Origin of the sequence: Streptomyces rubellus (genome assembly GCF_036323805.1) — a bacterium.
GTDB lineage: Bacteria > Actinomycetota > Actinomycetes > Streptomycetales > Streptomycetaceae > Streptomyces.
Map to the genome: position 1 here is coordinate 179,414 of NZ_JAZDCX010000001.1, position 23,306 is coordinate 202,719.

Here is a 23,306-nt window from a genome sequence, read left to right on the forward strand (position 1 = left end):
GGCCGGGGTGCACCCGCCGGGAGCCGCCCGGCGCGCGGACGGGGTGCCGGGGCGGGGGCGGGTCGTCCGGGGTGGGGAGTCGTCCGGGGTTGGGAGGTGTCGCCGGGGGTGCCCCGGTAGTCGCCGGGGGAGACCTCCGGTGGCCTCGTGGCGGCCCTCCCGGGGCCCCCTCCCGGCGGGAGGCGGTGCGGCCCCGGCATTGCGCAATGTCCTCCGCTCCGGCATGCTGCACCGGCAGTGACCGCAGCCGTTGGGCAGAAGGGGAGTGCCGACGTACCCTAGGGGGTATGGGCTGAGGAAGATGACTTCTGGTCGCATCCCTAGGCACACGTGAAGTTACCGATGTCTGGACACAAGATGCCCGACCCCGCGGACCGCAGGCGGGTCGCCGATCCGACGGCGACACCCCAGGCGGCTGATGAGACTCGCCACTCCTGCGATCCGGCGTTCCAGCACGGGGTCGTGGTGGGATTCGACGGTTCCATGTCGAGTGAGCGGGCACTGGCCTACGCCACCGGCATGGCGCGGCGTGCCGACTCCGGCCTGATCATCGTCCATGTGGCCAACCGGCTCCCGACGACCGTGTGGGCGGGCTGCGAGCCGCCGGTCTTCGTGGACGTGCCCGATCACCGCACCGAGGTCCTGGGGCTGGAGCTGGCCTGCGCGGACCATCTGTCCGAGGTGCCCTGGATACTCGTCGAGCGCGGCGGGGACATCTGTCACGAGCTGGAGGAGGTCGGCCGGGAGTACGAGGCCGACGCCATCGTGGTCGGCTCCACCCACGGCCTCGTCGGCCGGATCTTCGGCTCGGTCGCCGGCCGTCTCGCCCGCCGGGCGCAGCGCCCGGTCGTCGTCATTCCGTGACTGCGCGGCTCCGCCCCCGGGTCCCGCGCCCGCGGCTCCCGCTTCCCCGAGTCGCCCCGCACCAGCGCGAACCGGGAATCTACTGGCTGGTAGGGGTGGATTGCGCGCTTGTGACGGGCATATAGGGAACAGCGCGCCGCCGCGTGGGAAGTGACGGTCCCACGCAGTGGCCCACCGCCGGTGTAATGGGCGACACCGGTGGTCTGGAGGCGGTCCCCTCGTCCGTCTGGTGGCACGGAGGAGGGGACCGCCGACCTCTGCGGCGTCCGCCGTCACTCCGTGCTCATGAGCTTCGTCCGCGGCCCGGCCCGGTCGGTCGGCGCCGCCGGAGGGCTCAGAAGCGGCGCAGCACCGCCTGCTTGGCCGCGGTGAACTCCTCGTCGGTGAGGACCCCCTCCCGGTGCAGCTCGCCCAGCTCCCGCAGCCGCCGCAGCAGGGCGTCCAGGACCTCCGGGTCGTCCCGGCCGTCCGTCCCGGTGCCGGAGGAGTCACCCTTGGTGAGCGCGGCCGGGGCGTCCCCGCCCTCCGGCGCGGGGGCGGAGGAGGCGGCCGAGGGGTGCGGCAGCCGGGCGGTGACGGCGGCGGCGACCAGGAGCGAGCTGATGTCCTTGGCCTGTCGTACGCCCCACAGCACCAGGCAGTTGGGGTCGTGCTCCGGTTTGAGCACGGCGTGCGCGCCCCTGGGCCGGAACCGCAGGCTGCCGTTCTCCCAGCCGATCGCCGGAGTCCACTCCACGCCCTCCAGCTCGTGCAGGGCGAACGTGCGGGGACCGGCCGAGGACTTGCTCCCCTCGGCCACCCAGTTCCAGTCGAGCCGGACGCGCTCCCCGTCGAAGGAGGCCGTGCCGTCGGTGCCCTGCACCGACAGCGGCACCGGCGGGCCGGGCAGCAGGTAGCGGTCGCAGGGCTCCTCCACGGGCACCTGCTCCAGCAGCAGCGCGTTGCGGAGCTCGGCCACGAAGTACTCGGCGACCCCGGAGCGGTCCGGCTCGACCTCCAGCCGGTACGGGTCGGCCGCGTCGGGCAGCCGCCCGGCGGCGGCCTGCAGCAGCGGATCGGCACCGTGCCGCAGCCTCAGGCGCAGCCATCCGCTCCGGCGCCCCGGCTCGTACGCGATCCCCGCCACCGCCGCCAGCGGAACCACCACCTCGCCGAGCAGCTTCCGCAGCTTGTGCACGCTCTTGTGGTGCCCCGGCACGATGCGCACGGTGTCGCCGTCGAACGTCCAGGTCCCCGCCCGCTGGAGAATCTCGGCCATGGCGTCATTGTCGCAGCCCCCGCCGGGCGCGGACCGAGCCGGACGGGACGGGAGCGGACTCCCTCCCCGGGGCCGGCCCGGGGGGGCGCCGGTCAGCGCCGGTCGGCGGTCTCGCAGGCGTTCGGGTCGAGGAGCGTGCCGGCCCCGGTGACGCCGTTCCAGCCCGCGCTGTGCCGCAGGCGTTCGCGGATGCGGTTGCGCATGCCGTTCATGGAGAAGCCGCGGGGGTCGATCTTGCCGGGCTGCCACTCCAGGTGTCCGATGACGCTGCGTTCGTTCCAGCCGTGCTGGCGGCAGATGGCGGCGGAGACGCGTTCGATGGCTTCGAGCTGGACGGCGGGCCAGGGGTCGCGGCCGTTGCCGAGGTTCTCGCACTCGATGCCGTAGAAGTGGCGGTTGCCGTCGGTGTTGGCCTCGTTGTCGGCGGGGAGGGCGCGTTCGGCGATGACCGCGCGCAGGACGTCGTCGTCGCCGAGTCCGGCGTGGTTGGCGCGGCCGTGGCCGACCATCGTGACGACCCCGTCCTTGGTGATGACGATGTGGCACAGCGGGCCCGGCAGACCGCTGTAGCCGTCGTGGCATATCTGGATCGTGCGTTTGGCACCGGAGGTGACGGTGTGGTGGATCATCACCCCGTACACCGGGCCCCAGGCGCCCGCGCGATTGCGGTTGTGGCGGCGCCAGCCGCTGACGCCGGTGACCCGGGCGCCCTCCTTCCGGAGGGCGGCGACGAGTTTGTTCGCACTCAGAGGAGTAGCCATGCGTGTTCTCCCGACTACAGGAGGTGGGGGGTATTGGTTTACTTCCTACCCACTCGCGCCGGGAAACGATTTGTTTCATCGTGTTTTTAGAAATTCCGCGCTTGTGTGAACAGCGTCCCCGTACGGGGCGTTCTGCCGAGTACCCGACGGGCTCCGGCCGTGTCCCGCGCGCCCCGGGGGCGGCTGCCCGGTCCCCCGGCCCCTGCTCCCGGCCGGCTGCCCGCTCCTAGGGCCAGTACAGGCCGCGCAGCCGGGAGGTGGTGACGGTCACCGGCTCGGTGTCGCCCGGTGCGGCCGGATAGTAGACGGCCTCGAACCGCAGCCGCTCGTCCGCCCGGATGCTGCCGCAGCTGTGGAAGTCCGCGAAGGTGCTGCCCGCCGTGCCGATGCGCTCGCAGATCGGGCTCGTCCAGCGGGTGCCGTCGGCGCGCAGGTGGTAGAAGCGGCCCTGGAGGGTGGATCCCACCGGGATCCGCGCGGTGAGGTGGGCGATCGCCTGGTAGCGCCTCGCCCCTCTGAGGATGTCCACACCCTTGATGTCGAGGGTCGTCCACTTCCCGGGGGTCAGCCGGATGTCGGTGGCCTCGTACTCGCCGATCACCTGGGGCATCTCGTTCTCCTCCTGTTCGTCCTGGCCCGCGCTGTGCCGCAGGCGTTCGCGGATGCGGTTGCGCATGCCGTTCATGGAGAAGCCGCGGGGGTCGATCTTGCCGGGCTGCCACTCCAGGTGTCCGATGACGCTGCGTTCGTTCCAGCCGTGCTGGCGGCAGATGGCGGCGGAGACGCGTTCGATGGCTTCGAGCTGGACGGCGGGCCAGGGGTCGCGGCCGTTGCCGAGGTTCTCGCACTCGATGCCGTAGAAGTGGCGGTTGCCGTCGGTGTTGGCCTCGTTGTCGGCGGGGAGGGCGCGTTCGGCGATGACCGCGCGCAGGACGTCGTCGTCGCCGAGTCCGGCGTGGTTGGCGCGGCCGTGGCCGACCAGGTGGGCGCGGCCGTCCTTGGTGATGACGATGTGGCACAGCGGGCCCGGCAGACCGCTGTAGCCGTTGCGGCAGATCTCCACCGTGCGGGCGGCGCCGGAGGTGACGGTGTGGTGCACCATCACCCCGTGGACGGGCCCCCACGGCCCTTTGTGGTTGCGGTTGTGGCGGCGCCAGTCGCCGACCTCGACGACCGTGACACCCTCTTTCCGCAGCGCGGCGACGAGAGCGCTCGCGCCGATGGGAATAGCCATACGTGTCCTCCTGGGCGCTCTCGGTGACCACTACCGGTTGCTTACCCGGCTGCGGGGCGGAGTCGACGGAGGTATTGCCGCGTTTCGGGTGTCATGTCGGGAGATGCGCGCCGGACCGCGTGGCGGACACGACGGGGCGCCCGCGCCGTCGAACGCGCGGGCGCCCCGTCGTGCGGCGGCCCCGGGGAGGCTTCAGGAAGCCACGCCCAGCTCCCGGGCGATCAGCATGCGCTGGACCTCGCTGGTGCCCTCACCGATCTCCAGGATCTTGGCGTCCCGCCACATACGGGCCACCGGGTACTCGTTCATGAAGCCGTAGCCGCCGTGGATCTGGGTGGCCTCGCGGGCGTTGTCCACCGCGATCTGCGAGGAGTGCAGCTTGGCGATGGCCGCCTCCTTCTTGAACGGCTCGCCCGCCGCCAGCCGGGCCGCCGCGTCGCGCCAGGCCAGCCGGGCGGTGTGGGCGCGCATCTCCATGTCGGCGAGCTTGAACTGGATCGCCTGGTTGGCGCCGATCGGCCGGCCGAAGGCGCGGCGGGTGTTCGCGTAGGCCACGGACTCGTCCACACAGCCCTGCGCCAGCCCGGTGGCCAGCGCCGAGATGGCGATGCGGCCCTCGTCCAGGATGCGCAGGAACTGGGCGTAGCCGCGGCCCTCCTCGCCCAGCAGGTTGGCGAGCGGGACGCGGACGTCGGAGAAGGACAGCTCGCGGGTGTCCGAGGCGTTCCAGCCGACCTTGGAGTACGGCGGGGCGGCGGTGAAGCCCGGGGTGCCGGCGGGGACGATGATCGAGGAGATCTCCGGGCGGCCGTCGGGCTTCCGCCCCGTGACGGCGGTGACCGTGACCAGGCCGGTGAGCTCGGTGCCGGAGTTGGTGATGAAGGACTTGGTGCCGTTGATCACCCATTCGTCGCCGTCGCGGACGGCGGTGGTGCGGGTGCCGCCCGCGTCCGAGCCGCACTCCGGCTCGGTCAGGCCGAACGCGCCGAGCAGCTCGCCCGAGCACAGCCCCGGCAGCCACTGCCGCTTCTGCTCCTCGGTGCCGAAGCGGTGGATCGGCATGGCGCCCAGGGAGACGGCGGCCTCCAGGGTGATGGCGACTGAGGAGTCCACCCGGGCCAGCTCCTCCAGGGCCAGGCACAGGGCGAGGTAGTCGCCGCCCATCCCGCCGTACTCCTCGGGGAAGGGCAGGCCGAACAGGCCCATCCGGCCCATCTCCCGGACGATCTCGTAGGGGAACTCGTGGTTCTCGTAGAACTCCCCGATCTTCGGTGCGACGACCTCGTGCGCGAACTCCTCCACGGTGCGGCGCAGTTCCTCGTGCTCGGGGGAGAGGCGGTGGTCAAGGGACATGGCTTCACTGCTCCTTGTGGGAGTCGCGGGGGGTCCGGGAGGCGCCCTGGCGCGTGTCCCGGGAGGTGTCCTGGCCGGCCAGGGCGCGGACCGTGCGGGACGGGCTCGGCCGCCCCAGCCGGTCGGCCATCCACACGCTGGTGGCGGTGAGACGGCCGAGGTCGATCCCGGTGTCGATGCCGAGGCCGTGCAGCATCCACACCAGGTCCTCGGTGGCGAGGTTGCCGGTGGCGCTCCTCGCGTACGGGCAGCCCCCGAGGCCGCCCGCGGAGGAGTCGACGGTGGCGACGCCGTGCCGGAGCGCGGCGAGGGTGTTGGCCAGGGCCTGGCCGTAGGTGTCGTGGAAGTGGACGGCGAGCCGGCCGGTGGGCACACCCGCCTCGTTCAGGGCGGTCAGCAGGGCGGTGACATGCCCGGGTGTGGCCACCCCGATGGTGTCGCCCAGGCTCAGCTCGTCGCAGCCGAGGTCGAGCAGCCGGCGGCAGACGCCGGCCACCCGGTCGAGGGGCACCGGGCCCTCCCACGGGTCCCCGAAGCACATCGACAGATAGCCGCGCACCCCGGCGCCCGCCTCCCTGGCCCGGGCGACCACCGGTGCGAACATCTCCAGCGACTCGTCGACCGTGCGGTTGAGGTTGGCCCTGGCGAAGGACTCGGTGGCGCTGGCGAAGACGGCGACGTCCCGGGCACCGAGGGCCAGCGCCCGGTCCAGACCGCGCTCGTTCGGCACGAGCACCGGCAGCCGCACGGCGCCGGTCCCCGGGCGGTCGGCGAGACCGGCCACGGCCGGGAAGAGCCGCTCGGCGTCGGCGAGCTGGGGCACCCACTTCGGGTGGACGAAGCTGGTCGCCTCGACGGTGCGCAGCCCGGCTTCGGCGAGCCGGTGGACGAACTCCGCCTTCACCTCGACGGGCACGACCGCCGCCTCGTTCTGCAGGCCGTCGCGCGGCCCGACCTCGTGGACGCGGACCCGGGCGGGCAGTCCCTCGGCGGGGAAGGCCATGGGCAGTCCGGTGGTCATCGGGAAGCCTCCTCTCCGGCGCCCCCGGTGCCGCGGGGCTCGACGACGGCGAGCACCTGGTCCATGGCGACCGTGCTGCCGGGCGCGACGTCCAGTTCGGTGACCGTTCCGTCGTACGGCGCGGCGATGACGTGCTCCATCTTCATCGCCTCCACCACCAGCAGGCTCTGGCCCGCGGTGACCTCCTCGCCGGCGGCCACCTTGACGACGGTGACCGTGCCGGGCATCGGCGCCGTCAGCGCGTCCGCACCGTGCGCCCCGCCGCCCCGCAGGGCCGCCTCGACCGGGTCGTGGCCGGCCAGGTGCCAGCTCTGCCCGTCCCGGCCGAGCCACTGGTCGCCGCCGGCGCGGGCATGGGCGAAGGCGTGGGTCGTCCCGTCCCACTCCAGCAGCACCCGGCCGGGCTCTCCCGGCTCCCCGGGGCCGCCGCCGGTGTCCGGGCCGGTGCGGAGCACGGCCCGCACCGCAGGGGCGTCCCCGATCCGCACCTCGGCCCCGCCGGCCCGGCCGCGCACCCGTACCGCCACCGGATCGCGGCCCGGCGCCCGCAGCCGGTGGACCGTCCAGGCGGGCTCGCCGCCCAGCCGCCAGCCGCTCGGTACGGAGAACGGGTCCGTCCAGCCGGCGGGGGAGGGGGCCGGCTCCAGCGCTGCGTGGCGCAGCAGCGCCGCCGCCCCGTACACCTCGGCGGGGACGGCCGCGGGGAGCAGCGCGGCGGCCTCGCGGTCGACCAGGCCGGTGTCCAGCTCGCCGGAGACCACCGCCGGACGGTTCAGCAGGGCGCGCAGGAACGCGGTGTTGGTCTCCACGCCCAGCACCACCGTCTCCGCCAGGGCGGAACGCAGCCGCCGCAGGGCGGTGGCCCGGTCGGGGCCGTGGGCGATCACCTTGGCGAGCATCGGGTCGTAGCCGGTGCCGACCTCGGTGCCCGGCGCGAGTCCGGAATCCACCCGGACGCCCTCGCCCGACGGCTCGGACAGCAGGTGGACGGTGCCGGCCGACGGCAGGAAGTCCACCCGCCCGCTCCCCGCGCCGCCGCCCTTGGCGCCGTCCGCGAGCCGCGCCGTCTCCGCGCAGATCCGGGCCTCGACGGCATGGCCGGTGAGGGAGACGTCCTCCTGCCCGAAGGGCAGCGGCTCGCCCGCCGCTACCCGGAGCTGCCACTCCACCAGATCCAGGCCGGTGACCAGCTCCGTCACCGGGTGCTCGACCTGGAGACGGGTGTTCATCTCCATGAAGCAGTACGCACGGGGATCGCCGCCGGGGACGATGAACTCCACCGTGCCCGCACCGGTGTAGCCGCAGGAGCGGGCGGCACGGACGGCGGCCTCGCCCATCGCGGCGCGCGTCGTGTCGTCCAGCAGCGGGCTGGGGGCCTCCTCGACGATCTTCTGGTGGCGGCGCTGGAGCGAGCACTCGCGCTCGCCCAGGTGCACGACGCCTCCGTGGCCGTCGGCCAGGACCTGGATCTCGATGTGCCGGGGCCGGTCGATCCACCGCTCCACCAGCAGGGTGTCGTCGCCGAAGGCACCGCGGGCCTCACGCCGCGCGGCGGCGATCTCCTCGGCGAGCCGCGCCTCCTCGCGCACCAGCCGCATGCCCTTGCCGCCACCGCCCGCCGAGGGCTTGAGCAGCACCGGCATACCGATGTCCAGGGCGGCGGCGGCCAGCTCGGCGTCGGTCAGGGAACCGCCGCTGCTGCCCGGCACCACCGGCACCCCGGCCGCCTTCACCGTCTCCTTGGCGCGGATCTTGTCGCCCATCAGCTCGACGGCCCCGGCGGGCGGGCCGACGAAGACCAGCCCGGCCGCCGCCACCGCGCGGGCGAAGGCGGCGTTCTCGGCGAGGAAGCCGTAACCGGGGTGGACGGCCTGCGCGCCGGTCCGTCCGGCGGCCTCCAGCAGCCGCTCGATCGACAGGTAGCTCTCGGCCGCCGGGGCCGGGCCGATCCGCACCGCGGTGTCGGCCTCCCGCACGTGCCGGGCCCCGGCGTCCGCGTCGCTGTACACGGCGACCGAGCGCACCCCCAGCCGCCGCAGCGTGCGGATGACGCGGACGGCGATCTCGCCGCGGTTGGCGACGAGCACCGTGTCGAACATCGCGCCGCTCGCCGGTCCGCTCGCAGAACGTGCCGTGCCTGTCATGGAACGCACCCCCCTCACATCCGGAAGACGCCGTAGCCGGGCGCCGTCGGGTCCTTCTCGGGCAGCGGGGCGTTGGCGCACGCCGTCAGCGCCAGACCGAGCACCGTACGGGTCTGGAGCGGGTCGATCACCCCGTCGTCCCACAGCCGGGCGGTGGCGTAGTAGGCGTTGCCCTGGGTCTCGTACTGCTCGCGGACCGGTGCCTTGAACGCCTCCTCGTCCTCGGCGCTCCACTCCTCGCCGCGCGCCGCCAGCTGGTCGCGCTTGACGGTGGCCAGCACCGAGGCGGCCTGCTCGCCGCCCATCACCGAGATCTTGGCGTTCGGCCACATCCACAGGAAGCGCGGCGAGTAGGCCCGGCCGCACATCGAGTAGTTGCCCGCGCCGTAGGAGCCGCCGATCACCACCGTCAGCTTGGGCACCCGGGCGCAGGCCACGGCCGTCACCATCTTCGCGCCGTGCTTGGCGATGCCGCCCGCCTCGTAGTCGCGGCCCACCATGAAGCCCGAGATGTTCTGCAGGAACAGCAGCGGGATGCCGCGCTGGTCGCACAGTTCGACGAAGTGCGCGCCCTTGAGGGCGGACTCGGAGAACAGGATGCCGTTGTTGGCGACGATCCCCACCGGGTGGCCGTGGACGTGCGCGAAGCCCGTCACCAGCGTCGTGCCGTACTCGGCCTTGAACTCCGCGAACCGCGAGCCGTCCACCACGCGGGCGATGACCTCCCGCACGTCGTAGGGGGTGCGCGAGTCCACCGGGACCGCCGCGTACAGCCCCGCCGGATCGACCGCGGGCTCCTCCACCGGCCGCACCGGCCAGGGCAGGGGCCCGCGCTCCGGCAGGGTGGCCGTGATCTGCCGGACGATGCGCAGGGCGTGCGCGTCGTCCTCGGCGAGGTGGTCGGTCACCCCGGAGACCCGGGAGTGGACCTCGCCGCCGCCCAGCTCCTCGGCCGTGACGACCTCGCCGGTGGCCGCCTTCACCAGCGGCGGGCCACCCAGGAAGATCGTGCCCTGACCCCGCACGATCACCGCCTCGTCGCTCATCGCGGGCACGTACGCCCCGCCCGCCGTGCACGAGCCGAGCACCGCCGCTATCTGCGGGATGCCGGCGCCGGACATCCGCGCCTGGTTGTAGAAGATCCGCCCGAAGTGCTCCCGGTCGGGGAAGACCTCGTCCTGCATGGGGAGGAAGGCGCCGCCGGAGTCCACCAGGTACACGCACGGCAGCCGGTTCTCGTAGGCCACCTCCTGGGCGCGCAGGTGCTTCTTGACCGTCATCGGGTAGTAGGTGCCGCCCTTGACCGTGGCGTCGTTGGCCACGACGACCACCTCGCGGCCCGAGACCCGGCCGATCCCGGCGATCACGCCCGCGGCGGGCGCCTGCCCGCCGTACATCCCGTCCGCCGCGAGCGGTGCCAGCTCCAGGAAGGGCGAGCCCGGATCCAGCAGGGCGTCCACCCGGTCGCGCGGCAGCAGCTTGCCGCGCGAGGTGTGCCGCTCCCGGGCCCGCTCGCCGCCGCCCAGCCGGGCCGCGGCGAGCTTCTCGCGCAGCCGGGCGGCCAGCTCGCGGTGGGCGGCCTCGTTGGCCCGGGCCGCACCGGAGACCGGGTCCACCGCGGTGGACAGCGGCGGTGCCTGCTGCGACGCCTGCTGCGGTGCCTGCATGTCCTGCGAGCCTCCTCGCTCAGTCGGTGAGCCGCCGGTGCCGCCGGCGAGCCGCTGACGGACCGCCGGTGCTGCTCCCGGAGAGCTGTTAGTGGGCGTTAACCTCGCCGCCAGGTTAACGCTCGCTAACGCGGCTGTCTACAATTTCCCCCATGAGCACCAGGACCGACGCCCTCACCCGCCGCGAGCAGATCCTCGGCGAGGCCGCCCGCCTGTTCGCCGAGCGCGGCTTCCACGGCGTCGGCGTGGACGAGATAGGCGCGGCGGTCGGCATCAGCGGTCCCGGGCTCTACCGCCACTTCGCGGGCAAGGACGCGATGCTCGCCGAGCTGCTGGTCGGCATCAGCGAGCGGCTGTACCGGGGCGGGCGCCGCTGTCTGGCGGAGTCCGCCGAGTCGGGGCTCGGCCCGGCGGCCGCCCTGGACGTACTCGTCGGCCGCCACATCGACTTCGCCCTCGACGACCGGGCGCTGATCACCCTCCACGACCGCGAGCTGGACCGGCTGCGCGACAGCGACCGCAAGCTGGTGCGGCAGCTCCAGCGCCAGTACGTGGAGCTGTGGGTGGGGGTCGTCCGCGAGGTCCATCCGGCCCTGCCGGAGAAGGAGGCCCGGGCCGCGGTCCACGCCGTCTTCGGCCTGCTCAACTCCACGCCCCACCTCAGCCGCCCCTCGGCCCTGCCGGACCGGGAGACGACGGCGGCCCTCCTGCACCGGATGGCCCGCGGCGCCCTCGTGGCGGCCGCGGAGGCGGCCGCCGAGCGGGCGGCCGGGCGGTCCGCCGCGGCCATGTGACGTCGCCCGCGTCCGGCCGCGGAAAGCCGCGGTGGCGCCGGGACTCTCTGGACAGTCCGAGTGACCCTTGGGTAGCTTGCGGCTGAGCAAGCGCTTGGTTTCCGGCCCTCAGGAGGCGATGACATGCGGCGCACGGTGTTCAACGAGGACCACGAGGCGTTCCGCGAGACCATCCGCGACTTCATCGCAGCCGAGGTCGTCCCCCACTACGACGAGTGGGAGAAGCAGGGCTACGCCCCCCGCGAGTTCTATCTGAAGCTCGGCGAGCTGGGCGTGTTCGGGATCGGGGTGCCCGAGGAGTACGGCGGCGCCGGCGAGACGAGCTTCAAGTACCAGGCCGTCATCACCGAGGAGACCGCCCGCGCCGGCGTCAGCTTCGGCGGTTCCGGCGTCCACACCGCGCTGTGCCTGCCCTACCTGCTGAAGTACGCCACCGAGGAGCAGAAGCGCCGCTGGCTGCCGCCCTTCGTCACCGGCGAGATGATGACCGCCATCGCCATGACCGAGCCCGGCACCGGTTCCGACCTGGCCGGGATGAAGACCACCGCGAAGCTGTCGGAGGACGGCACGCACTACGTCCTCAACGGCGCCAAGACCTTCATCACCGGTGGCGTGCAGGCCGACCGCGTCCTGGTCTGCTGCCGCACCGCCCCGCCCTCGCCCGAGGACCGGCGCACCGGCATATCCATCCTGGTCGTGGACACGAGGAGCGAGGGCTACGCGGTCGGCCGCAACCTCGACAAGCTGGGCCTGAAGTCCTCCGACACCGCAGAGCTGTCCTTCACCGACGTCCGGGTGCCCGCCGAGGACCTGCTCGGCGAGGAGGGCGAGGCGTTCTCCTACCTCACCCACAACCTCCCGCAGGAGCGGCTGGGCATCGCGATGGGCGCCTACGCCCAGGCCGCGGCCGCCGTGCGCTTCGCGCAGGAGTACGTGACGGACCGCACCGTCTTCGGCAAGCCGGTCGCCGCCTTCCAGAACACCAAGTTCGTGCTCGCCGACTGCAAGGCGGACGTGGACGCCATGCAGGCGGTCGTGGACCGGGCACTGGACGCCATGGACGCCGGGGAGCTGACCCCCGCCGACGCCGCCTCCGCCAAGCTGTTCACCACCGAGCTGGCGGCGAAGGTCATCGACAGGTGCCTCCAGCTGCACGGCGGCTACGGCTACATGCGGGAGTACCCGATCTCCCGCCTCTACGCCGACACCCGCGTCACCCGCATCTACGGCGGCACCAGCGAGGTCATGCGCTCCATCGTCGCGAAGTCGATGGGGCTGTGAACCGGCCGCCGGAAGCCGCACGGGGAGCCGCGCCCGGGACGGCGGCCGACGGCACCGGCCCGGCCGGGGCCACCGATCCGGAAGCCGCCCTGGCCGCCCTGCTCGACCTGCTGGACCTGGAGCGGGTGGACCGCGACATCTTCCGCGGCCGGAGCCGCCCCGCCGTCGTCCCCCGGGTCTTCGGCGGACAGGTCGCCGCGCAGGCGCTCGCCGCCGCCTTCCGCACGGTCCCCGGGGACCGGCTCGCGCACTCGCTGCACGCGTACTTCCTGCGGCCCGGCGACCCGGGCGCACCCATCGTCTACACGGTGGACCGCGTCCGCGACGGCCGCTCCTTCACCACCCGCCGGACCGTCGCCGTCCAGCACGGGCAGCCGATCTTCCACCTGTCCGCCTCCTTCCAGACCGCCGAGGAGGGGCTGGAGCACCAGGAGCCGATGCCCGCCGGCATCCCCGATCCGGCGACGCTGCCGTCCGCCGCCGAGCAACTGCCCCGCCACGCCCATCTGTTCAGCGACCCGAGGGTGGCCGATCGGCTGGCCGAGGCCCGCGCGGCGATCGACCTGCGGTACGTCACCGACCCGCCGTACCTGACCGCCGGGGAGCCCCGCGAGCCGCGCTCCCGGGTGTGGTTCCGCACCGCCGGCAAGCTGGCCGGGGAGGCCGACCGGCCGGCCCTCCACCTCTGTCTGGCCACCTATGTCTCCGACATGAGCCTGCTGGAGCCCGTCCTGCTCGCCCACGGCCGCGGCGGCTGGACGACCGGGGACGTGGTGGGCGCCAGCCTGGACCACGCCATGTGGTTCCACCGCCCCTTCCGGGTGGACGAGTGGCTGCTGTACGACCAGTCCAGCCCCACCTCCCAGGCCGGCCGCGGCCTGGGCCACGGCCGGATCTACACCGCCGACGGGCGGCTGGCGGTCACGGTGATGCAGGAGGGCGTGGTGCGGGTGCCGCGCTGACCCGGGTCGGCGGCACCCGGCCGCCCGGGACGCGGCAGCGGGCGCGGGAACGCTCCCGGCCACGGGACGGGATCCGCCGGGGTGTCGCGTCGGCGGTGGGGAGAGGGGGCTCCCCGGACGACCGGCCGCAGGGGTGTCCCCGGCCGCCCGGGCCGGAGACGGCGGCCGGCGCGACTCGGCGGGTGCGGTCCCCGCCCCGGCGGCGTTCTGCGAGCGCGGGCCGGTCCGCTGCCCTCCCCGGCGCCCCCGGGGGAAGGCGCGGTGGAGCGGTCCGGGCGGAGGAACACCGGTCGCCGGGGCAGTTTCCCGTTCCCCGGCCTCCTCACCGGAGCACCCGCCTACGGTAAGCGGGCCGCCGTTCCCGGTGCCCTGCCACGGGGCCACCGCCGGCCGGGAGACCGGGCCCCGGCCCGGCGTACCCCGGCCTTGACGGTGGGACCGCCCGGTCCCGGGGGCCGCCGGACGGCTCCTGAGGGTGCGGCCGCGCGAGTACCGCGCGGACCGGTGCCGCCGACCGTGCCGCCCGTACTCCCCCGTGACCCGTCCCGGGAGGTCCGTATCGTTCGACCGCCGAACCGCCGCAGGGAAAAGGATCCCCCACCATGTCCGAGGCCCCGTCCACCGAGTCCCCCGCCGACGCCCCCGAGGCACCCCGGCTCGAAGTCACCGAGCTGGTGGACGTCCACTTCGAGGACCTCGACGCCAACGGCGTGCTGCACAACTCCCGCTACCCCGTGCTGCTCGAGCACGCCCTCGGGGCGTACTGGTACGCCCGGGGCTGGCACCACGACCCGAAGCGCTCCGCCAGCCCCGACACCCTCCAGGTCGTGCGCGCCATGGCGATCACCTACCACTGGCCCGTCACCGAGGTGGGCAAGGTGGCCGTGCGCTTCTGGATCGACCGGATGGGCCGCACCAGCTACACCTACGGCTTCGAGGTGCGCTCCGCCGACGGTTCCGTGCTCCACGCCGACGGCACCCGCACGCACGTCAACCTGGATCCGGCCACCTTCACCCCCCGGCCGTTCGACGAGCGGTCGCTGACCGAGTTCTCCGACCTGGTGCCCGCGCCCGCCACCGGGGCGGGTGCGTGACAGCCCCGCGGCCGGTTCCGCCGCCGGCGCCGGAACGCACCGTCCTGGCCGGACTGCGCGAACTTCTCGGCAAGGTCCCCGACCGGCGGATGCTGGTGTGGGTGGACGACGAGGGACGGGACGCGCGCTCCCTCACGGTCGCCGAGCTGGCCGCCGACACCGAGCGCGTCAGGACGCTGCTGGCCGGCCGGGGTCTGCGGCCGGGCGACCGCGCGGTCCTGCTGTACCTGCCGTCACTCGACTTCGTCGGCGCCTTCCTCGGCTGCCTGGCGGCGGGGGTGATCCCGGTTCCGCTGGCCCCGCCCAACCCGTTCCGGCCGGGGCACGACATCACCGCGCTCGCCGCCGTCGCCGCCGGTTCCGGGGCCCGCGCACTGCTGACCCACCACGACTACCGGCAGTTGGTCACGCCGGGCGGCGACTGGCCGGACCTGCCGTGGGAGACGACGCACGGCCCGGGCACACCAGTGTCCGGCACCGTCGGCACCGCCGACGACCCCTCTCTCCTCCGGTGGCATGTTCCCGGCGACTTCGACGACCCGGCGTTCCTCCAGTACACCTCCGGCTCGACCGGCTCCCCCAAGGGCGTGATCGTCAGCCACCGCAACATCCACCACGAACTGGCGTCCATTGCGAGCGACCTGCGGCTGGGGGATGACACGGTCGCCGTCACCTGGGTTCCGCATTTCCACGACCTCGGTCTGATCAGCTTCATCCTCAACACGGTCGTCGGCCACTCGGCCCGGACGTACATGCTCTCCCCCCTGGCGTTCCTGCAGAGGCCGACGGTCTGGTTCGACGTGGTGTCCCGGGTGCGCGCGACCCACACGGCCGCACCCGACTTCGCGTTCGGCCTCGTCGCCCGCAAGTCCACACCGGAGCAGCGCGCCGCATGGGACCTCTCCTCCCTGCGGGTCGCCGGGTCCTCGGCCGAGCTGATCCGGCCCGCCACGGTGGAGCGGTTCCTCGCGGCCTTCGAGCCCTCCGGCTTCGACCCGGCGGCGTTCTACCCGACCTACGGACTCGCGGAGCACACGCTCAGCCTGACCATGGGCGGCACCGGTCCCCTGCGCGTCGACCGGCAGCAGTTCGAGAAAGGGCGGGCGGTGCCGGTTCCCGAGGGCGCGTCCGCGCCGACGGTCTCCTACTACGGGTGCGGCACCATCAACAAGCCCGGGGCGAGCCTGCGCATCGTCGACCCGGACACCCGGCTGTCCTGCGGCCCGGGCGAGATCGGCGAGATCTGGGTGGACTCGGTGACGAAGGCCCGCGGCTACTGGGGGCTGCCCGCCGAGACCGCCGAGACCTTCGAGGCGGCCGTCGCCGACGGGGACCCCCGCCGCTATCTCAGGACCGGTGACCTCGGTTTCCTGCACGAGGGCGAACTGTTCGTCACCGGGCGGCTCAAGGACATGATCATCATCCGCGGCCACAACCACTACCCTCAGGACATCGAGGACAGCGTCCGCGGGTGCCATCCCGCGGTCCGGCCCGGCGGTGTGGCCGCGTTCGCCGTCGACACCGGCACCGGGGACGCCGCCGACCCGGCGGAGCGCCTGGTGGTGTTCGCGGAGACCGCTGCCGAGCCCTCGGCGGAGACCACCCGGGACATCGTGCGGGCCGTACGCGCCGCGGTCCGGCGGGACCACGGCGTGGCCTGCGACACCGTGGTGACCGGCCCGCGCGGCCTGGTGCTCAAGACCACCAGCGGCAAGGTCAGGCGTACCGCCTGCCGGGCGGCGTTCCTCGCCGGGACGGCCGCCGTCTGGCCCGGTGCCGGGGGAGTGGGACCGTGAACGCACTGCCCGAGGTCCCCGGCCTGGTCCTCGCGGCCGGGCCGGACGACCCGCGCCTGCACGACACCGACGCCGACTTCCGGCGGCTGCTGGACGACTTCGCCGAGGTCGCCCGGGCGTCCCGGGCGTCCCGGCGGCGCTTCTTCCACGCCCACGCCGCGGTCCTCGGCGGGGAGCTGGAGTGCGTGGCGGCCGACGGTCCGCCGGTGCACCCCTTCCTCGCCGCCGGGCGGCGTCACCCGGTGATCGTCCGCTACAGCAACGGCGAGACCCCCGACGACGCGGCCCCCGCGACCCGCGGACTGTCGCTGCTGGTTCCCGGCTCCGGCGGGGAGGGCGCCCCCGCGCCGTTCAACCTGACGCTCAACACCGGGGAGTGCCTCTTCGCTCCCAACGCCTGGGTCTTCGCCCGGTTCCTGCTGGGGACGGACGCCCAGCGGGAGGCCCTGGTCCACGAGGCGCCCGAGCGGGGCGAGACGCTGTGGCGGCAGATCCGCGGCCCGCTCCCGTACGACCGCTACGTCTACCACTCGCAGGCCCCCCGGCTGCACATCGGCGCCGACGGACGGCCGGGCCTGGTGCGCTACCGCGCAGTGCCGGCCGGGCCCGCGGCGGGCACCTCTCCGGACACCGTCGCGGAGAGCGGTCTGTTCCCCGCGCCCGCGGGCAGCCTCCACCCCCCGCTGCCGCCGCGGTACCTGCCGCGGCCGGCGGGAGAGGACAGGCCGGCGACCTTCCTGCGCGACGACATCCGTGCCCGGGCGGCGGGACCGGGCGTCCATGTGCTGCTCCAGACGCAGTTCCACCCGCTCGGTGCCGACCCCGCCGCCAACCGCGCGGCCCTGGACCCCTCCCGGCCCTGGCCGGTGGAGCACCACCCCTACCTGACGGTGGCCAGGCTGCGGCTCGACACGGTGGAGGAAGAGGCGGCGGCCGAGGAACTGCTGTTCGACCCGGCCGCGGCGCCCGAGGGGCTGGGCATCGCCCTGGCCCGGTCCCCGTTCGAGCCCGCCTCCGTCAACCACCTGCGCGCACTGGTCTACCGCTCGGTACGGGCGGCCAGAACCGGACGCCCCGCGCCTGCTCCCGCTTCCGTTCCCGCCCACGGCACCGGGGCCGTCTCCGGCGGACCGCGCCGCAGCGTGTGTGTCATCGGCGCCGGGGCGAGCGGGCTGACGGCCGCTCACGAGCTGGAGCGTCGCGGGCACCGGGTCGTGGTGCTCGACAGTGCTCCCGAGGTCGCGGGGAAGGCGGCCTCGCTGGAGATCGACGGCCGCCCCTATGACCTCGGTGCGCACATCTGCACCCCTCGCTACACCGGACTGGCGGCGCTGGCGCGGGAGTTCGGTGTGGGCACCGAGGACGTCACCCCTGTCCTGGAGCGGAGCCCCGGCGGTCCGGTGCGGAGCCCGGCCGGCACCGCCTTCTTCGCCCCCGGGACGTACCGGCGCTACCTGCGCCTGCGCGCCGAGGCCTTCCCGCACATCGGTGCCCCCGGCCTCGCCCACAGCGCCGCCGCCCTGGCCCGGCCGGCGGCCGAATGGCTGCGCGAGAACGGCCTGACCGCCATGGCCGAGTCCTTCGCCCCCGGGTACACCGCCTCGGGCTACGGCTTCCTCCACGGCGACCTGCCCGCGCTGTACTTCGTCAAGTACGCCGAACTCACCGGGCTGCTGGACCTCGGTGCCGGTTCCGGAACCGGCGGCCGCACCGGGAGCTTCACCGTCGCGGGAGGATTCGGCCGGCTGTGGAGGCGCGTCGCGGCGGAACTCTCCGATGTGCGCACGGGGGTGCGCATCGAGGCGATCGAGCGGAACCGGGACGGTGTCACCGTGCGTACCGGCACGGGCGAGGTGCGCACGGACGCGCTGCTGCTCACCGTACCCCTCGACCGGCTCGCGGGCGCCCTGGACCTCACCGGGCCGGAGCGGGACATCGCCGCCCGCGTCCGTACCGTCGACTACCGGACCGTGGTGTGCCGGGTGTCCGGGCTGCCCGGCAACGGCTTCCATCTGCTGTCCGGCCCGTACGACACCGCGCCGCCGGGCCGCGGCGGTCTGGTCGCCCACCATCACCGCCACCCGGGCTCGGACGTCTTCACCTGCTACTGCTACGGCACGTCCGGCATGACCGAGGCCGAGCTGTACGAGGCGCTGGGCGAGGATGTGGCACGGCTCGGCGGCAGGCTGACGGAGGTCCTGCACACCGTCTCCTGGCCCTTCATGCCGCACTTCGGCAGCGCCGACCTCGCGGCCGGCGTCCTGGAGCGGATCGAGGCCATGCAGGGCGAGAACCGCACCTACCACGCGGGGAGCCTGCCGGCCTTCGAGCTGATCGAGACCAATGTCGCCTACGTCCGCGATCTCGTCCGGCGCCGTATCGCCCCGCTCCACGGCCCACCGCACGACACCCCCGCCCCGCCGCGTCCCGAGGCCGTCCGGGAAGCGTCGGACGGCCGCCGGGGCGGCCCCGACCCGGCGGAGATACGGGCCTGGCTGGTCGCGAGCACCGCGGCGGTGCTCGGTATCGCGGCGGACGAGGTCGAGCCCGACCGCGACCTGGACGAGTACGGCCTGGACTCCCTGGCGGCGGCCGAGGTACTGGCCGACCTCTCGGACCGGCTCGGCTACCGGGTGCCGCCGACCCTCCTCCACGAGTTCCCGACCCTGGAAGCGGTCGCCGACCGCCTGGCCCGCGGCCGGTGAGCCCGGGCCCGTGCGGACCGCCGCGGTCCGCACGGGCCCGGGCTCACCGAGGGCGGCTCACCGGGGAGGGCGCCGTGTGACGATCGGCCGGGGAGCACGAGTCACCGGGGCGGCTCCCCGCTCCTGCGGGCTCCTCCCGGAACACCCGGGTACGGGAAGAGGCCACCGCCGGCCGGCACCCGGACGCACGTCAACCTGGAGCCGGCCACCCTCCCCGCCGCGTCCCCGGCCGTTCGGCGAGCGTTCGCGGGCCGGGTTCTCCGGGCCGGTGCGCACTCCTGGCGCGGGCTCTGCGCCGGGCCCCTCCTGCGGCTCGGATCACGCCCGGCCGTCGGTCTCGAAGCGGCGGGCGGTCGCGTCCGCCTGGGCGATGCGGCGCAGGGCGGCGATGACCTTGTCGCCCAGGAGCGTGCCGACCACCACGCACTCCGCGATGGCCTCCCGGTCCGTCAGGCCCGCGACGTAGGCCACGTCCGCCTCGGCGATGCGCTCCGCGGCGTCGGCGTAGGCGTCGGCGAGTTCCCGGAAGAGATCCCCGTGCCCGACGCGCGCCATCGCCGCGGCGGCGGTGACGAGCGGCTCGGTGACGGGGCTGCCGGGATCGATCCGCCAGCCGCGCCGGGCGACGAGGTCCGCCACCTCCGCCCGGACGGCCGCCGTCTCCCCGTCCCCCCCGGTCTCCTCTTCGACCTGTCCTTCCTGCTGGCGGCCCCCGTCTGGCTGCTGATGATCTTCGTCCCGGCCTGGGGGCCGACCCGCCGCATCGCCGCCTCCCCGCTGACGGCGGTGCCGGTCCTGCTCGTCTGGACGGCTCTCGTGGTGCCCGTCGCCCCGGACTTCTGGGCGGCGGTCAGCAACCCCGCGGTCGACCGGTTCCGGGAGCTGGCGGCCCTGCCCGGCGGCGCGGGGGCGATCTGGGCGCAGATCATCGCCTGGGACCTGCTCATCGGCCAGTGGATCTACCTGGAGGGACGCCGGCTCGCCGTGCACCCGCTGGCCATGGGTCCCCTGCTGGTGCTGACGGTCTTCCTGTCGCCGCTGGGCCTGCTGCTCTTCCTCGTCCTGCGGGCGCTGCGAACCCGGACCGCCGCATCCGCGCCCGCACCCGTGCCGGCTGCCGCGCCCGGCCCGGACGGACCCGTCCGGGCCGGGTGATCCGGGCGGGTGGTCCGCTATCCGTGCAGCTCCCAGAACAGCGCCAGCCACCGCCCCGGCGGCACCGGCCCGACGGGTACGGCCCGGTCCAGCCCCGCCGCCCGGCACGCGGCCCGCACGGCCCGCCCGCCGTACCGCCGCGTCAGGGTGGCCGCCAGCGAGCCACCGGTCCCGGTGAAGCCGTACGTGACGAACTCCCGCCAGACCGGAAGCCGTTCCACGGGCAGCAGGGGCGCGGGGCGGCGGACGAGGCGCAGCACGGCCGAGTCGGTGCGCGGGACCGGCACGAAGGAGGTGCGCGCCACCCGGGCGCCCAGCCGCCACTCGTACCCCGGCCAGGTGAGCACCGTCAGCCGCGGCCAGCGGCCGTAGTCCCCGGTGTGCTTGCGGGCGTACTCCCGCTGGACGAGCAGCGTCGCCGAGGTCAGCGTGGGGGCGGCCAGACACCACCGCACGATGTCGGTGGTACGCGAGTACGGGATGTTGCCCACCACGGCGAACGGCTCGCCCGGCGGGACGGCCCGCAGGAAGTCGCCCCGGATGACACGGACTCCGTCGTGCCCGGCGAACCGGCGCGCCAGCCGTCCGGCCGGGCGCGGGTCGATCTCGTACGCCACCACCCGGTGGCAGACGCGGGCCAGGGCGACTGTCAGGGCCCCCTCGCCGGCGCCGGGCTCGACCACCAGGTCCCCGGGTCCGGCCCCGGAGGAGCGTACGACGAGGTGAACGGCGCGGTTGTCGTGCAGGAAGTTCTGGGAGAGCGTGATGCGGCGGCGTGCCACGGGCCGGTTCCTCCGGTCCGGGGACAGGCCGGGGGCCGCCCGAAGGCGGGGACGCGGGGCGTCACGGGCGCGGGGCAGCCGGGGCCTGTCCGGGTCTGATACGGACACCGGGGCCCTGGGCATGCACGGAGGGAGGCGCGAGGACACCACAAGGAGACCGCCGCCGACGGGCCGGACGGGATCCGGTGGATCAGCGGAGGAGATGCGCGCGGGCGTGACAGGACGCCCGCGGACGGCGGGTCAGGCGCTCGACGAGTCCGGGCGGACCAGGGCCGGACGCCGGCCGCGCGGGCGGCGGGTCATCGACGGACACCAGCCGGAGCGGCGCGCGTCGGCGTCCGCTCCCCTGATGATCGCCGTGGAGGTCGTGGTACCCATGCCTGCGACGCTAGACGCGCCGCCGTCGGCGGGCAACCGGATTACGCGGGCGTCAGCCCCGCCGCCTCCACCAGATAGGCCGTCATGGGCTCGTAGTAGCGCGGGTTGACCACGTGGTCGTCCAGCGGGACGGCCACCGTGAGGGTGCCCTCCGCCTCCCCGAGGAAGAGCGCCGGGTCGTTGCAGTCCGCGAAACCGACGGTGGTGATGCCGCGCTGGGCCGCGCACCCCGCCCAGCCGTGGTCGGCGAAGACCAGGTCGGGCAGCGGCTCGCCCTCCCGCTCCAGGGCGTCCAGGATCGCCGTCATCGGCTCGGGGGAGTGGGTGTGCCACAGCGACGCCCCGCGCTCGTGCATCGCGATGTCGGCGAGCTGCACCACCACGCCCTGGTCGGCGATCAGCCCCAGCGGCACCCGCACGATCTCGCACCCGGCCAGGCGCAGCGCGTTCGCCACCCGGCTGTGCAGGTCGATCAGCGCCCCCGGGTGGCCGGTGGCGAACAGCACCCGGTGCCCGGCCTCCGCCGACTTGCGCAGCTGCGCCGCGGCCCGGTCCAGGGCGGCCACGGTCAGCTCCGGGTCGATGGTGTCCTGGCCCTCGCGGTGCCGGGGGTCGTCGACGACGCCGCAGCGCTCGGCCATCACCGCCAGCACGTCCTGCTCGTCGGTCCACCGCTCGCCCAGCTCCAGGCCCAGCCAGAAGTGCCGGTCGCCGTTGGCGAGCCTGCGGTAGTGGTCCAGGTTGTTCTCGCGCGGGGTGGCGACATCGCCCGCGATACGGGTGCGGACGAGGTGGTCGATCAGCTCGGCGCGGGTGGGGACGGGAGAGGTTATCGGCATGGTGGCATTCTCCCCCGGGCCACCGGTGGGGGCGATCGGCTTCGGCCGCGGTGTCCCGCCGGCGTTCTGTACGAACCGTCCAAAGCGGCACGGCGGACTGTGGCATCCGGACAGGTGCCCGCCGCCCGGCCGCTTCCTAGGCTCGGCCGCATGAGCAGCCCCCTGGACACCGGCACGAGCACCGGCACCACTGGTACCAGCGCCGATGAGCGCCAGCCCCGAGGCCCCGTCGACTCCTCCCGGGTACCGCGCTTCGCGGGCCCGGCCACCTTCGCCCGGCTGCCGCGCCTGGACGAGGTGGGCGGCCGCGCCGACGTCGCCGTCGTCGGGGTGCCCTTCGACTCCGGCGTCTCCTACCGGCCCGGCGCCCGCTTCGGCGGCAACGCGATCCGGGAGGCGTCCCGGCTGCTGCGCCCGTACAACCCGGCCCAGGACGCCTCGCCCTTCGCCCTCGCACAGGTGGCCGACGCGGGCGACATCGCGGCGAACCCGTTCGACATCCACGAGGCCGTGGAGACGGTCGAGACGGCGGCCGGGGAACTGCTGGACGGCGGCGCCCGGCTGATGACCCTCGGCGGCGACCACACCATCGCCCTGCCCCTGCTGCGCGCGGTCGCCCGGAAGCACGGCCCGGTGGCGCTGGTCCACTTCGACGCGCACCTGGACACCTGGGACACCTACTTCGGCGCCGAGTACACCCACGGCACGCCCTTCCGGCGTGCGGTGGAGGAGGGGATCCTCGACACCGAGGCGCTGTGCCACGTGGGCACGCGCGGCCCGCTGTACGGCAAGCGGGACCTGGACGAGGACGCGCGGCTGGGCTTCGGCATCGTCACCGCCGCCGACGTGCTGCGGCGCGGTGTGGACGAGGTCGCCGACCAGCTGCGGCAGCGCGTCGGCGACCGCCCGGTGTACGTCTCGGTGGACATCGACGTCCTGGACCCGGCCCACGCCCCCGGCACCGGCACCCCGGAGGCGGGCGGCCTCACCTCGCGCGAACTGCTGGAGATCCTGCGCGGGCTGGCCGGCTGCCGGCTGGTCTCCGCCGACCTGGTGGAGGTCGCCCCGGCGTACGACCACGCCGAGATCACCTCGGTGGCCGCCTCCCACACCGCCTACGAGCTGACGACGCTCATGGCCCGGCGGATCGCGGCGGAGGCCGCGGCGGGAACCGCGGGGGCAGGGGAGAACGGGCCGGACCGGGACTGACGGCCCGCG

19 protein-coding genes and 1 pseudogene are annotated in these 23,306 nt (G+C 74.4%); 9 read left to right on the top strand and 11 right to left on the bottom strand.

From position 1 onward, the window contains the following. Nucleotides 1–342: 342 nt before the first annotated feature. A complete protein-coding gene (locus V1L54_RS00770; protein ID WP_330115824.1) occupies nucleotides 343–864 on the top strand; it encodes a universal stress protein in 522 nt (173 codons plus the stop codon). Nucleotides 865–1,198: 334 nt separating this feature from the next. On the opposite strand, the gene V1L54_RS00775 is transcribed toward V1L54_RS00770, so the two are convergent. From V1L54_RS00775 to V1L54_RS00805, 7 genes and pseudogenes are all read right to left on the bottom strand, one after another. Further along, nucleotides 1,199–2,122, bottom strand: coding sequence for a DUF4429 domain-containing protein (locus V1L54_RS00775; RefSeq protein WP_330115825.1), 924 nt, complete (start codon nucleotides 2,120–2,122; stop codon nucleotides 1,199–1,201). A 92-nt stretch (nucleotides 2,123–2,214) separates the two neighbouring features. Further along, a complete protein-coding gene (locus V1L54_RS00780; RefSeq protein WP_330115826.1) occupies nucleotides 2,215–2,883 on the bottom strand; it encodes an N-acetylmuramoyl-L-alanine amidase in 669 nt (222 codons plus the stop codon). 646 nt (nucleotides 2,884–3,529) lie between these two features. Continuing rightward, nucleotides 3,530–4,117, bottom strand: a pseudogene (locus tag V1L54_RS00785) (N-acetylmuramoyl-L-alanine amidase); the annotation flags it as partial. A 192-nt stretch (nucleotides 4,118–4,309) separates the two neighbouring features. Continuing rightward, complete coding sequence (locus V1L54_RS00790) at nucleotides 4,310–5,470, bottom strand: acyl-CoA dehydrogenase family protein (protein ID WP_330115827.1); 1,161 nt, start codon at nucleotides 5,468–5,470, stop codon at nucleotides 4,310–4,312. 4 nt (nucleotides 5,471–5,474) lie between these two features. Beyond that, nucleotides 5,475–6,491: a hydroxymethylglutaryl-CoA lyase gene (locus V1L54_RS00795; RefSeq protein WP_330115828.1), complete on the bottom strand. Its 1,017-nt coding sequence runs from the start codon at nucleotides 6,489–6,491 to the stop codon at nucleotides 5,475–5,477. Continuing rightward, nucleotides 6,488–8,590 carry an acetyl/propionyl/methylcrotonyl-CoA carboxylase subunit alpha gene (locus V1L54_RS00800; protein ID WP_330116110.1) on the bottom strand — a complete coding sequence of 701 codons (2,103 nt, stop codon included), beginning with the start codon at nucleotides 8,588–8,590 and terminating at the stop codon, nucleotides 6,488–6,490. Before V1L54_RS00800 ends, V1L54_RS00795 begins: the two co-directional genes overlap by 4 nt. A 59-nt stretch (nucleotides 8,591–8,649) precedes the next feature. Beyond that, complete coding sequence (locus V1L54_RS00805) at nucleotides 8,650–10,302, bottom strand: carboxyl transferase domain-containing protein (RefSeq protein ID WP_330115829.1); 1,653 nt, start codon at nucleotides 10,300–10,302, stop codon at nucleotides 8,650–8,652. A 152-nt stretch (nucleotides 10,303–10,454) separates the two neighbouring features. On the opposite strand from V1L54_RS00805, the gene V1L54_RS00810 reads away from it, so the two are divergent. The 6 genes from V1L54_RS00810 (at nucleotide 10,455) to V1L54_RS00835 (ending at nucleotide 18,934) form a co-directional block, all read left to right on the top strand. Continuing rightward, nucleotides 10,455–11,096 carry an SACE_7040 family transcriptional regulator gene (locus V1L54_RS00810; RefSeq protein ID WP_330115830.1) on the top strand — a complete coding sequence of 214 codons (642 nt, stop codon included), beginning with the start codon at nucleotides 10,455–10,457 and terminating at the stop codon, nucleotides 11,094–11,096. 123 nt (nucleotides 11,097–11,219) lie between these two features. Continuing rightward, nucleotides 11,220–12,377: an acyl-CoA dehydrogenase family protein gene (locus V1L54_RS00815; protein ID WP_330115831.1), complete on the top strand. Its 1,158-nt coding sequence runs from the start codon at nucleotides 11,220–11,222 to the stop codon at nucleotides 12,375–12,377. An 89-nt stretch (nucleotides 12,378–12,466) separates the two neighbouring features. After that, complete coding sequence (locus V1L54_RS00820) at nucleotides 12,467–13,339, top strand: acyl-CoA thioesterase (protein WP_330116111.1); 873 nt, start codon at nucleotides 12,467–12,469, stop codon at nucleotides 13,337–13,339. A gap of 602 nt (nucleotides 13,340–13,941) precedes the next feature. Continuing rightward, entirely contained in the window at nucleotides 13,942–14,433 is a 492-nt protein-coding gene (locus tag V1L54_RS00825) for an acyl-CoA thioesterase (RefSeq protein WP_330115832.1), read from the top strand. Beyond that, entirely contained in the window at nucleotides 14,430–16,229 is a 1,800-nt protein-coding gene (locus tag V1L54_RS00830; RefSeq protein ID WP_330115833.1) for a fatty acyl-AMP ligase, read from the top strand. Before V1L54_RS00825 ends, V1L54_RS00830 begins: the two co-directional genes overlap by 4 nt. After that, a complete protein-coding gene (locus V1L54_RS00835; RefSeq protein WP_330115834.1) occupies nucleotides 16,226–18,934 on the top strand; it encodes an FAD-dependent oxidoreductase in 2,709 nt (902 codons plus the stop codon). Before V1L54_RS00830 ends, V1L54_RS00835 begins: the two co-directional genes overlap by 4 nt. A gap of 318 nt (nucleotides 18,935–19,252) precedes the next feature. Here the strand turns inward: V1L54_RS00835 and V1L54_RS00840 are convergent, their stop codons facing one another. Further along, a complete protein-coding gene (locus tag V1L54_RS00840) occupies nucleotides 19,253–19,489 on the bottom strand; it encodes a hypothetical protein (protein WP_330115835.1) in 237 nt (78 codons plus the stop codon). Here V1L54_RS00840 and V1L54_RS00845 point away from each other — a divergent pair. Beyond that, nucleotides 19,472–20,089, top strand: a complete 618-nt coding sequence (locus V1L54_RS00845; protein WP_330115836.1) for an ABA4-like family protein — start codon at nucleotides 19,472–19,474, stop codon at nucleotides 20,087–20,089. The genes V1L54_RS00840 and V1L54_RS00845 overlap by 18 nt on opposite strands. Nucleotides 20,090–20,106: 17 nt before the next feature. Here the strand turns inward: V1L54_RS00845 and erm are convergent, their stop codons facing one another. The 3 genes from erm to V1L54_RS00860 all read right to left on the bottom strand — a co-directional run bounded on the left by erm (nucleotide 20,107) and on the right by V1L54_RS00860 (nucleotide 22,088). Beyond that, nucleotides 20,107–20,871: an ErmE/ErmH/ErmO/ErmR family 23S rRNA (adenine(2058)-N(6))-methyltransferase gene (erm, locus tag V1L54_RS00850; protein ID WP_330115837.1), complete on the bottom strand. Its 765-nt coding sequence runs from the start codon at nucleotides 20,869–20,871 to the stop codon at nucleotides 20,107–20,109. 240 nt (nucleotides 20,872–21,111) lie between these two features. After that, a complete protein-coding gene (locus tag V1L54_RS00855; protein WP_330115838.1) occupies nucleotides 21,112–21,249 on the bottom strand; it encodes a hypothetical protein in 138 nt (45 codons plus the stop codon). Between the two features lie 41 nt (nucleotides 21,250–21,290). Further along, entirely contained in the window at nucleotides 21,291–22,088 is a 798-nt protein-coding gene (locus V1L54_RS00860) for a phosphatase (RefSeq protein WP_330115839.1), read from the bottom strand. 150 nt (nucleotides 22,089–22,238) lie between these two features. On the opposite strand from V1L54_RS00860, the gene speB reads away from it, so the two are divergent. Further along, complete coding sequence (gene speB, locus V1L54_RS00865) at nucleotides 22,239–23,297, top strand: agmatinase (protein ID WP_330115840.1); 1,059 nt, start codon at nucleotides 22,239–22,241, stop codon at nucleotides 23,295–23,297. Nucleotides 23,298–23,306 lie beyond the last annotated feature (9 nt).